This window comes from Acidimicrobiales bacterium, assembly GCA_035531755.1.
Lineage (GTDB): Bacteria > Actinomycetota > Acidimicrobiia > Acidimicrobiales > UBA8190 > DATKSK01.
On the sequence record DATKSK010000017.1, the window covers coordinates 46159 to 56651 of the forward strand.

The following is a 10493-nucleotide window of genomic DNA, read 5'->3' on the forward strand; positions in this document are numbered from 1 at the left end:
CGGGGCACTGCGTACGGCGCGATCAGGAGGCTTCGGTCGGCATCGTCTGCGCGCAGACGATCTGCCGGAGCTCCTCCACGGCGCGGCACAACGCATCGACCTTGTCGTTGAGCGCCGCCAGCCCGGCCGCGTCCGGCGCGGCGGCGCCGTGGCGCGCCGCCAGGCGCTCGTAGCAGCACCGCAGCAACCGGGCGGTGTCGAACTCCTCGGCGACGTAGCGCCCGAGCAGCTCACCCGTGCGGATGTCGATGGAGTGGTCCGCGAACACGCCGTCGAAGCCGCGCAGGGTCTCGTCGAGGCGGTCCAGGCCGAAGAACCGCATCTTCTCGAGGTCGCTCTTGTCGGACCCCGCCACGGCGAGTTGCTCGTCGACCGAGGGGTCGTGCTTCTCGCGCACCTCGAAGCCGAGCTCGTTGACGCGCTTGGCGAAGCTCATGCCGTGCTCGCCCTCGCGCCATGCCACGGCGCGCAGCACGGCGGCGACGTCAGGGTCGCCGGTGGTCCCGATCCACACCGACAGGTAGCGCTGGGCCCGGGCCTCGTTGACGGCGATGGCGTTCAGCAGCCCCAGGTAGCTGGGCTTGTCCGACATGGTGGCTCCTCTCACCGCGCCTGGGGCGACGGCCCGTCGGGCCGGTCGAACGGGTCAGGGCCCGCCGCCCCCGCGGGGCCTTCCGAACGATCCCATGCCCACACCCGGCGGGCAAGCCCCCGACGGCCCCGACGGCCCCGACGGCCCCGACGGCCCCGGACACCCCGACGGCCCCGGACACCCCGACGGCCCCGGCGCATCGCCGTCGTCTCATTCGGCGGGGGCGAAGAGCGCGATGCCGGCGTCGTCGGAGACCGCCTCGAAGGTGGCCCGGACCGCCATGCCGACCGACACCGCCTCGGGTGGGCAGCCCACGATGTTCGTCATCAGGCGCGGGCCCTCCTCGAGGTCGACGAGGGCGACCACGTAGGGGGTCCAGTCTCGGAAGGGGCGGGAGTAGTTCTGGCGGATCACGGTGAAGCTGTACACCGTGCCCCGGCCGCTCGCCTCGACCCAGGCGACGGGGCCGCGGCACGCCAGGCACCGGTCGCGGGCGTAGAGCTGGTGGGCGCCGCAGCGCTCGCACCGCTGGACGACGAGCCGCCCGTCGTGGGCGGCCGCCCAGTACGGCGCCGAGTCGGCATCGGGCGTGGGGGCGGGGCGGGGCTTGGGGGGTCGCTCGTCGGCCGGCGGCGCGGCGCGGTCGGTCATGGCGTGTCCCGGCCGAGCACGAGGGTGGCGCCCGTCGAGAGCATGCCGCCGGTCCCGTGGGCCACGGCCACGCCGGCGCCGGGTACCTGCGTGGGGCCGCACTCGCCGCGCAGTTGACGCACGGCCTCGACGATGAGGAACATGCCCCGCATGCCCGGGTGGCAGGCCGAGAGGCCGCCGCCGTCGGTGTTGGTCGGCAACCGGCCGCCGACGCCGAGCCCGCCGTCCTCCACGAAGGCCCCTCCTTCCCCCTTGGCGCAGAACCCGAGGTCCTCGACGGTGAGCACCACGGTGATGGTGAACGAGTCGTACAGCTGGGCCACGTCGACGTCGGCCGGGGTGATCCCCGCCCGGGCGAAGGCCACCGGCCCGCATTGCGCCGCCGGGGTGACAGTCAGGTCGGGCATGGCCGACATGTTGAGGTGGTGGGTGGTGGCGTGGGCCGCGCCGAGCACGTACACCGGCGGACGGGCGAGGTCGGCGGCGCGCTCGGCCGTGGTGACGACGCAGGCCGCGCCGCCGTCGGAGATGACGCAGCAGTCGAGTTTGTGCAGGGGGTCGGCCACCAGGCGCGACGACACCACGTCGGCCACGGTGATGGGCTCGCGCTCCTGGGCCTGGGGGTTGGTGGCAGCGTGCTGGCGCATCGTCACCGCCACGGCGGCCAGCTGCTCGGGCGTGGTGCCGAACTCGTGCATGTGGCGACGGGCCGCCAGCGCGTAGTTTCCCACGAGCGTGTTGCCCCACAAGGCGTCGTAGATGGCCGGCCCCGGCGCGAAGTTCGCGCCGCCGCCGCCCCCGGTTCCGAGCCGCCTCCCCATCTGCGAGAGCTGCACGCTGCCGTAGGTCACGAGCACGACCTCGGCCGCACCTGCTTCCACGGCGTAGGCGGCGTGCTCGACCAGTACCTCGAACGACGAGCCGCCCGAGTTCGTCTCGTCGAAGTAGATCGGGTGGAGGCCGAGGTACTCGGCCACGCCCGTGGCGTACATGGGGAAGAAGCCGGTGGTGGCGAGCCCGTCGACGTCGGCGAAGGTGAGCCCGGCGTCGGCCAGGGCGCGGTCGGCGGCCTGGCCGTGCACGGCGTGCTCGGACAGGTGGGGGAGCAGGGGGTAGTCGGAGGTCGCCACCCCGGCGATCACCGCCCGCCGGGCGCGCCGCCCGTTCACCGCCGGCCCCCGTTCACCGCCGGCCTCCGGGCCCGGCGCCGGGCACGGCCGCGCGGCGAAAGCGCGGCAGGGCGAGCTCGGGGCCCATGTCCTCCCACGCCACCTCGACGGGCATGCCGACCGCCACGTCGGACGGGTCGGTGTCGACGAGGTCGGACACGAGGCGGGCCCCGCCGGCGCCGTCGAGCTCGACGGCGACGACCACGTAGGGGACGGTGTCCCCGAGCGCGGGGATGAAGGCCTGGTGCACGACGGTGTAGGTGTACACCGTCCCGGTGCCCGGCAGCGGCATCCACTCGGACGCGAAGCTCCGGCATGTCGGGCACAGGGGCCCGGGCGGGTGGCGCGTGGTGCCGCACGCCGTGCAGCGCTGCACCACGAGGCGGTGGTCGGCCGCCGCCTCCCACCACCCGACGGTCTCCGCGCTCGCCGCCGGCGTGGGCATCTCGTCGGGGAACCAGCGCTCGCTCACCGGCCTGCCCTCCTCACCAGCGCCCGAGGACGAGGGCGCTCGTGGGCACGCCCGCGGCGCTCGTGACGAGGCAGGTCTCGGCCCCTTCGACCTGGCACGTCGACTCCCCCCGCAGCTGACGCACACCCTCCACCACGTGGTTGAGCCCGTGGATGTAGGCCTCCGACAGGCTGCCGCCGTGCGTGTTGACGGGGAGCGCACCGTCCGGCCAGGCCAACGCCCCGGAAGCGGCGAAGGGCCCACCCTCGCCGCGCTCGCAGAACCCGAAGTCCTCCAGGCTGAGCAGCACGAGCCCGGTGAAGTGGTCGTAGACCTGGGCGACGTCGACGTCTCCGGGCCCGATGCCCGCGCGCGCCCACAGGCGGCGGGCCACGCCCCGCGCCCCTGCGCTGGCGTAGTCGTCGTCGGGCATGGAGACGTTGGAGTACTGCCCGTGGCCGAAACCCCGCAGTGCCCCCTGGGCGCCGGCGAGCACCGTCACCGGCGCCGTGGCCGTGTCGGCGGCGCGCTCGGCGGTGGTGACGACCACGGCGCAGGCGCCGTCGTTCTCGAGGCAGCAGTCGAAGAGGCGGAACGGGTCGGACACCATGCGCGACGCCAGGTAGTCCTCCATCGTCATCGGCCGGCCGCCCATCACGGCCCGGGGGTTGCGCGCCGCGTGGGCCCTCGTCGTCACCGCCACGTGCCCCATCTGCTCGACGGTGGTGCCGAAGCGGTGCATGTGACGGCGGAGGACCATGGCATAGGCGATGGGAGGGCTGAACATGCCGAAGGGCATGGTGAAGGCCACGTGAGCTTCGAGGATGCTGCGGGCGCGCCGGACGTGCGGCACGCGGCCCGGCCCGGCCGCGGGCGCATTGCCCGGCGCGGGCGTATTGCCCGGCGCGGGCGCGTTTCCCGGCCCGCGGCCGAAGCGCCGGAACTGGCCCTGGCACAGTGACCGGTACACGACGACCACCTCGGCCGTGCCGCTCTCGACCGCAGCGGCGGCGTTGGCGACGGCCGCGCAGGCCCCGCCCCCGCCCGGCAACCACGACAGCCCGGCGTAGCGCAGCTCGGGCAGACCGAGGTCGGCGGCCACGAAGGTGGCGTCGTTGCGGTCCCCGGCGAACGAGGCCAACCCGTCGACGTCGTCGGCGCTGAGCCCGGCGTCCGCCAGCGCGGCGAGGATCGCCTGGATCGACAGCTGGTACTCGGTGGCGTCGGTGATGCCGCCCCACTTGGCGTAGGGCGTCTCGCCCACGCCGACGACGCAGGCCGTGCGCCCGGCGGCGCTCACCGTGCCCGCCCGGCGTCGCCGTCGCCAGCTGCCCCCGCCCTCCCCGGTGCCCCCGCCGCCGGTGTCCCCGCCGCCGGTGTCCCTGCCGACCACTGTGCCCGGACCTCGTCGGTGTGCTCGCCGAGCAGCGGCGGCCGGCGCTCCATCACCCACGGCGAGCCGTGCGCCACGAACGGCGCACCGCAGTAGGTGACCGACCGGCCGAGCTCGGGGTGCTCGAGCTCGACGAAGTGGCCCCGTGCCCGGAGGTGCCGGTCGTCGAGGACCTCCTCGGGGGACCGGATCACACCCCAGGGCAGCCCCGCCCCCTGGCCCAGCCGGTAGAGCGTCTCGCCGTCGTGCCTGGCCGCCAGCCGCTTGAGCGCCCGCCACACCTCGCGGTAGTTGCCGGCGCGGTGCACAGGGTCGGCGAACGCCGGGTCCGACAGCTCGCCGGCGACACCTTCGTCCTCCAGCATCCGCAGCATCCCCGCGAAGACGTGGGGGCCGAGGAAGTCCGGGTTGAGTGCGGCCACCTGGCGCCCGTCGGCGGCGGTGAGCGTGGGGTGCGGCCCGCGCCGGTGCACGCCGCCCGAGCACAGGTAGGTCATCAGGTGCCACTCGGTCATGCTGGCCGAGCACTCGTGGGCCGACACGTCGATGAGCTGGCCCTGGCCCGACTCGGCCCGCCAGGCCAGCGCCCCCAGCACGGCGATGGCGGCGTAGGTCGACGCCGTGCGCCACGCCTGGTCCCCGTGGCTGGCGAGCGGCGGTGTGTCGTACACGCCGCCGCCGCCCGGCCCGTAGCCGCATGCCGCCATCGATCCGCCCAGCGCCATGAGCACGAGATCGTCGGCCAGGTAGTCGGCCCAGGGGCCGTCCTGGCCGAACGGCGTCACCGCGCACACGACGAGACCCGGGGCGCGCTCGTGCAGCGCGTCGACGTCCAGGCCCCGCGCCGCGGCCTGCGCCGGGCGCAGCGTGTGCACCACCACGTCGGCGGCCGCGCAGAGCGCCACGACGTCGGTGTCGTCGAGCGCCACGACCGATCGCTTCCCGACGTTGTCGGCCCAGAAGGCGAGGCTGCGGTCCGGGCCGGGCTCGTCGTCGAGGAACGGCCCGATGTGACGCGACGGAGCGCCCTCGGCCGGCTCGACCTTGACCACGTCGGCGCCGAGGCCGGCGAGGAGCCGGCCGCAGTACTCCGCCGACTCGTCGGTGAGCTCCAGGACGCGCACCCCGTCCAGCGGGGCCGTCACGACAGCACCCCCTCGACCCGCAATGCCGCCACCTGGTCGGTGCTCATCCCGAGCACCTCCCCGAGCACCGCCTCGGTGTCCTCGCCGAGGCACGGCGGGCCGCGCCGCAGGGCGCCGCCCGTGTGCGGCGGCGTGGCCGTCATGCGGAAGGGCACACCTTCGAGAGGGAGCGCGTCCACCTCGTCGTTGCCCAGGTCGGTGTAGTGCCCGCGTGCCGCCAGCTGGGGGTCGCGCTCCAGGCGGTCGGCGGCGTCCTGCACCGCGCCGGCGGGCACGCCCACCGACTGCAGCAGGTCCATGACCTCGTAGCGGTCGCGCCCCCGGGTCCACGACTCGACATGGGCGTCGAGGTCGTCGGCGTGCTCGACGCGTCCCACCAGGGTGGCGAAGCGCGGGTCCGCCGCCCACGCCGGGGCTCCCATGGCGCCGACGAGCGCCGACCACTGCTCGTCGGTGCGGCACGACACCACCACCCACCGGTCGTCCCCCGTGCACCGGTAGGCGCCCGACGGCGCCGCCGGGGGATGGGCGCGGCGGTTGCCACTCGGGAAGCCGGGCCGGCGGCTCGGCCGGCCGTTCAGCATGGCGTCGAGGAGCAGCGCCCCCGACAGCGCCGTGGCCGGCTCGAGCTGCGACACGTCGATGTGCTGCCCCTCGCCCGTTCGCCGGCGGTGGATGACACCGGCCAGGATGGCGATGGCGCCGAGGTAGCCGCCCACGTGGTCGAGGTACGAGAACGACCAGCCCGCCGGCGGCCGGTCGGGCAGGCCCACCATGAAGGTGAGGCCGGTGAGCGCCTGGGCCGTCGGGCCCATGGTGACGTGGGAGGTGTCGGGCCCCTCGTGGCCGAACCCGCACATGGACACGTAGACCAGGTCGGGCCGCAGCTCCCGCATGACCTCGAGGGGCAGGCCCCAGCGCGCCAGCGTGCCTGCCGCGAAGCTCTCGGCGACGACGTCGGACTCGGCGACGAGGTCCTTCAGCAGCGCCAGTCCCTTCGGGTGGCGCGCGTCCACGGTGATGCTGCGCTTCCCGCCGGTGTTGTACTTGTAGAAGATCCCCCCGCGGTTGGCGCTCGGCGCCCCCGTGGCGTTGGCCAGCGTGGCGGCGCCGAACGCCTCGCCCCGCTCGCCGGGCTCGGGGACGAACGGCGGCATCACCCGGATGGCGTCGGGGAACCGGGTGCTCTCCACCCGGATGACCTCGGCACCCAGGCAGCCGCAGATCAAGGTGGCCTGGGCGCCGAAGCCCAGGCGCGTGAAGTCGAGGATGCGCAGGCCCTCGAGTGCCATGGCCGCCCCGCCCCGCCCCCGCCCCTGTGGCGTCACGGCGCCGACGATAGTGTGATCCCCGACACGCGTGTCAGGGAACGCGGTGGCGGCCCCGGCCCCGCCACCGGCGCCACCGGGCGGATCGGGGAGGGCACATGCAGCTCGAGGACCTGGTGCTCGTCAGTGTCGACGACCACGTGGTCGAGCCGTCGGACATGTTCGAGGGCCGCCTCCCGGCGCGCTTCGCCGACGAGGCGCCCCGTGTGGACGTGCGCGACGACGGCACCGAGATCTGGCGCTTCGACGGCAAGGAGGCCACCAACATCGGCCTCAACGCCGTGGCCGGGCGGCCGGTCGAGGAGTACGGCATCGAGCCGACGTCGTTCGCCGAGATCCGCTCGGGCTGCTACGACATCCACGACCGGGTGCGCGACATGGACGCCAACGGCGTGATCGCCTCCATGTGCTTCCCGTCGTTCCCGCAGTTGTGCGGGCAGCTCTTCGCCAAGGCGTCGGACCCCGATCTCGGGCTGGCCGTGCTCCGGGCCTACAACGACTGGCACATCGACGACTGGTGCGGCACCTACCCGGGCCGGTTCATCCCCCTCGCCCTGCCGCCGATCTGGGACCCCGCCGCCATGGCCGACGAGGTCCGCCGGGTGGCCACCAAGGGCTGCCATGCCGTGTCGTTCTCCGAGAACCCGGCGAAGCTGAAGCTCCCGAGCTTCCACAGCGACCACTGGGACCCGTTCTGGGCGGCGTGTTCGGACGAGGGGACCATGGTGTGCCTGCACATCGGCTCGTCGTCGTCACTGGTGGTGACCGCCCCCGACGCCCCCATCGACGTCCTCATCGGCCTGCAGCCGGTCAACATCGTGCAGGCCGCCGCCGACCTGCTGTGGTCGCCGGTGCTGCGCACGTTCCCGTCGTTGCGCGTGGCGCTGTCCGAGGGCGGCATCGGCTGGATCCCATACTTCCTCGACCGCATGGACTGGATCTACACGCGCCACCACCGGTGGACCGGGCAGGACTTCGGGGACAAGCTGCCGAGCGACGTGTTCGCCGAAAGCGTGGTCACGTGCTTCATCGACGACCCCGCCGGCATCGAGCTGCGCCACCGGGTCGGCGTCGACAGCATGTGCTGGGAGTCCGACTACCCGCACTCCGACTCCACCTGGCCCCTGTCGCCGGAGACCCTGATGAAGTCCCTCGACGGCGTGCCCGACGACGACATCGAGAAGATGACCCATCGCAACGCCATGCGCCACTACCGCTTCGATCCCTTCGCGCACCGCCCCAAGGAGCAGTGCACGGTCGGCGCCCTGCGGGCGACGGCGACCGACGTCGACGTGACGCCCAGACCGGGGGGGCGCCCGCCGGCGCCGAAGATGACCAAGGCGAGCGACCTCACGCGCCACCCCGGCACCAACCGGTAGCGCGCGCCGGCTGGCCGCCGGGCGCCTCAGCGCATCCACGCCTCGCGGATGCTGCCCGCCTCCGGCGTGGACAGCCTCCTGCGTTGTTCCCACATCTCGGCACAGCTCTCGGCGCAGAACAGCAGCTCCCGGCGGTCCCCGTCGTGCCGGCGGGCCACGGCCGTGGCGTGGGTGAGCGGGATCCGGCACACCGGGTCGGGGTGGGTGTCGGGCCGGCGACGGGGAGGCCCAGGCGCACCACGTCGATGGGCTGCTCGAGGCCGCGCACGGCGATCTCGTCGGCCGCCTCGACCGTGGCCCACGGCGGGATCTCGGGGACGACGGACGGGACCGCCAGCACTTCGTGGCCCACGGCGAGGTCGCACAGCCGCGCCGCCACGTTCACGGCATGGCCCACGTAGTCGTCGCCCTCCAGCAGGATCACCGCGCCCGTGGTCACCCCGCACCGCAGGGTGATGGGCTCGGGGGCGGCGTCGATGGAGGACTTCGTCTCCAGCGCGGCGGCCACCAGCGGCATGGTCTCCACGCTCACGAGCATGGCGCCGTCGCCGAGCCACTTGGCGATCCGCACGCCCCGGCGCGAGCAGATGTCGCGCAGCGCGGCCCGGAACACGGCCAGGACGGCCACGGCCCGCTCGTCGCCCTCGGACTCGGTCAGCGCCGTGAAGCCGGACAGGTCGAGGAAGGCGAACGTCCGGCGCACCCGCATCCGTCGATGATCGCACCGGGCCGGGGGCGGGGCGAGCCCGGCCGCGGTCAGCGCTCGCGCTCGTCGGCCTCGATCGCCGCCACCTCGGCCAGGCGCTCGACGTGGCGGCCGCCCTCGAACCCCGTCGCCATGAACACGTCGACGATGGCGAGAGCGAGGTCGGGGCCCAGGATGCGGGCCCCCAGCGACAGGACGTTGGCGTCGTTGTGGAGGCGGGCCAGGCGCGCCGTCGTCTCGTCGTGGCACAACGCGGCGCGTGCCCCGCGGACCTTGTTGGCCGCCATGGCCTCGCCCTGGCCGCTGCCGCCGAGGACGATGCCCCGGTCCGCCGACCCGCTCACCACGGCCCGGGCGGCGGTGGCGCACGGCCACGGATAGTTCACCGGCTCCTCGGAGAACGACCCGATGTCCTCCACGTCGTGGCCGCCGGCGCGCAGATGGGCGGCCACCACCTGCTTGAGGCGGAACCCGGCATGGTCCGAGGCGAGGACGACCCGCATGGGCCGTAGCCAAACACCGGCGCCCGCCCGGGGCAACCGGGCAGCCGACGGCAGCTAGAACTGTCGGCTGTGGACGCCTCGCGCCGATCGCCGGTGCCCGCCCCCGGCGACGTCGACCGGTGCGGGTGGGCCGGCACCGACCCGATCATGCGCGCCTACCACGACGAGGAATGGGGCGTGCCCGTGCGCGCCGACCGCCGGCTGTTCGAGCGCCTGACCCTCGAAGGCGCCCAGGCCGGCCTGTCGTGGTCGATCATCCTCGCCAAGCGCGCCGGGTACCGGCGCCTGTTCGCCGCGTTCGACCCGGGGGCCGTGGCCCGGTTCGGCGCCCCCGACGTCGACCGGTTGATGGCCGACCCCTCCATCGTCCGCAACCGGCTGAAGATCGAGTCCACCGTGGCCAACGCCCGCGTGATCGACGCCATGCACGCCGCCGGCGAGACGCTGGCCGAGCTGCTGTGGTCGTTCGTCGACGACGTCCCCCGTCACGGCGGGTGGGCGCGTCAGGGCGAGGTGCCTGCCCAGGACCGGTCGTCGAAGGCCATGAGCGCCGAGCTGCGTCGCCGAGGCTTTCGCTTCGTGGGGCCGGTCACCTGCTACGCCACCATGCAGGCGGCGGGGCTCGTGAACGACCACCTGGTGTCGTGCTTCCGGTGGTCGCAGCTCGAGGGAGGGTCCTGAGCGCGCCGGCCCCGGGGACCGGCCTCCTCCTCGCGAGCGGGCCCTGCTGCTCGAATGGGCGGCATCCCTGGCGGGTATCGTCGGGACGGTGACGCCGCGTCCCACCACGCGTTCCCCCGACGGCCCGACGTTGCCGCCATCTCGCGAACACGGCAGCGAAGAGGAGATCGATGAGGCGGGGGCCGAGTCGTTCCCCGCGAGCGACCCGCCGCAGTGGTGGTCGGGCGGGCCCGACGCCGACCGGTAGCCGACGACCGCCCTCCGTCGCCCGTGCGCATCGGCGTCACCGCCTTCCTGACCGACCGGTCCATGGCTGCGGACGACCTCGCCCGCGCCGTGGAGGCACGCGGCTACGACTCGCTCTACCTGCCGGAGCACACGCACCTGCCGGTGGCCCTCGCCGTTCCGCCGGCACTGGTGGAGGGGGTCCACCTCGACGACTACAAGCGCAGTGTCGACCCCCTCGTGTCGCTGGCGGCCGCGGCGGCGGTGACC

At 74.2% G+C, this 10493-nt stretch carries 13 protein-coding genes; 4 read left to right on the forward strand and 9 right to left on the reverse strand.

Annotation, left to right across the window (positions count from 1 at the left end; translation table 11 throughout):
• Nucleotides 1-22 precede the first annotated feature (22 nt).
• From VMV22_03720 to VMV22_03750, 7 genes are all read right to left on the reverse strand, one after another.
• Complete coding sequence (locus tag VMV22_03720) at nt 23-592, reverse strand: hypothetical protein (protein HUY21430.1); 570 nt, start codon at nt 590-592, stop codon at nt 23-25.
• A 210-nt stretch (nt 593-802) separates the two neighbouring features.
• Nucleotides 803-1243, reverse strand: coding sequence for a Zn-ribbon domain-containing OB-fold protein (locus tag VMV22_03725; GenBank protein ID HUY21431.1), 441 nt, complete (start codon nt 1241-1243; stop codon nt 803-805).
• Nucleotides 1240-2412 carry an acetyl-CoA acetyltransferase gene (locus VMV22_03730; GenBank protein ID HUY21432.1) on the reverse strand — a complete coding sequence of 391 codons (1173 nt, stop codon included), beginning with the start codon at nt 2410-2412 and terminating at the stop codon, nt 1240-1242. The genes VMV22_03725 and VMV22_03730 overlap by 4 nt, the downstream gene beginning before the upstream one ends.
• Before the next feature lie 13 nt (nt 2413-2425).
• Complete coding sequence (locus tag VMV22_03735) at nt 2426-2884, reverse strand: Zn-ribbon domain-containing OB-fold protein (protein HUY21433.1); 459 nt, start codon at nt 2882-2884, stop codon at nt 2426-2428.
• 13 nt (nt 2885-2897) lie between these two features.
• Nucleotides 2898-4163: a hypothetical protein gene (locus VMV22_03740; protein HUY21434.1), complete on the reverse strand. Its 1266-nt coding sequence runs from the start codon at nt 4161-4163 to the stop codon at nt 2898-2900.
• Entirely contained in the window at nt 4160-5401 is a 1242-nt protein-coding gene (locus tag VMV22_03745) for a CoA transferase (GenBank protein HUY21435.1), read from the reverse strand. Before VMV22_03745 ends, VMV22_03740 begins: the two co-directional genes overlap by 4 nt.
• Nucleotides 5398-6729, reverse strand: a complete 1332-nt coding sequence (locus VMV22_03750) for a CoA transferase (GenBank protein HUY21436.1) — start codon at nt 6727-6729, stop codon at nt 5398-5400. Before VMV22_03750 ends, VMV22_03745 begins: the two co-directional genes overlap by 4 nt.
• A 98-nt stretch (nt 6730-6827) precedes the next feature.
• Between VMV22_03750 and VMV22_03755 the strand changes: the two genes are divergently transcribed.
• Nucleotides 6828-8108: an amidohydrolase family protein gene (locus VMV22_03755; protein HUY21437.1), complete on the forward strand. Its 1281-nt coding sequence runs from the start codon at nt 6828-6830 to the stop codon at nt 8106-8108.
• Here the strand turns inward: VMV22_03755 and VMV22_03760 are convergent.
• Both VMV22_03760 and rpiB read right to left on the reverse strand, forming a co-directional pair.
• On the reverse strand, nt 8080-8817 hold the full coding sequence (locus tag VMV22_03760) for an adenylate/guanylate cyclase domain-containing protein (GenBank protein ID HUY21438.1): 738 nt from the start codon (nt 8815-8817) through the stop codon (nt 8080-8082). The genes VMV22_03755 and VMV22_03760 overlap by 29 nt on opposite strands.
• Before the next feature lie 47 nt (nt 8818-8864).
• The gene (gene rpiB / locus VMV22_03765) at nt 8865-9317 is read right to left on the reverse strand and encodes a ribose 5-phosphate isomerase B (GenBank protein HUY21439.1); all 453 of its coding nucleotides are present in this window, start codon (nt 9315-9317) and stop codon (nt 8865-8867) included.
• Between the two features lie 69 nt (nt 9318-9386).
• Between rpiB and VMV22_03770 the strand changes: the two genes are divergently transcribed.
• The 3 genes from VMV22_03770 to VMV22_03780 form a co-directional block, all read left to right on the forward strand.
• Complete coding sequence (locus VMV22_03770; GenBank protein ID HUY21440.1) at nt 9387-9998, forward strand: DNA-3-methyladenine glycosylase I; 612 nt, start codon at nt 9387-9389, stop codon at nt 9996-9998.
• An 88-nt stretch (nt 9999-10086) separates the two neighbouring features.
• A complete protein-coding gene (locus VMV22_03775) occupies nt 10087-10245 on the forward strand; it encodes a hypothetical protein (GenBank protein HUY21441.1) in 159 nt (52 codons plus the stop codon).
• Nucleotides 10246-10268: 23 nt separating this feature from the next.
• On the forward strand, nt 10269-10493 hold a 225-nt coding region (locus tag VMV22_03780), incomplete at its 3' end, for an LLM class F420-dependent oxidoreductase (protein HUY21442.1).

Coding starts and splice junctions, on each gene's coding strand:
- VMV22_03720 (HUY21430.1), bottom strand. CDS start 592: ATGTCGGACAAGCCCAGCTACCTGGGGCTGCTGAACGCCATCGCCGTC.
- rpiB (HUY21439.1), bottom strand. CDS start 9,317: ATGCGGGTCGTCCTCGCCTCGGACCATGCCGGGTTCCGCCTCAAGCAG.
- VMV22_03760 (HUY21438.1), bottom strand. CDS start 8,817: ATGCGGGTGCGCCGGACGTTCGCCTTCCTCGACCTGTCCGGCTTCACG.
- VMV22_03725 (HUY21431.1), bottom strand. CDS start 1,243: ATGACCGACCGCGCCGCGCCGCCGGCCGACGAGCGACCCCCCAAGCCC.
- VMV22_03755 (HUY21437.1), top strand. CDS start 6,828: ATGCAGCTCGAGGACCTGGTGCTCGTCAGTGTCGACGACCACGTGGTC.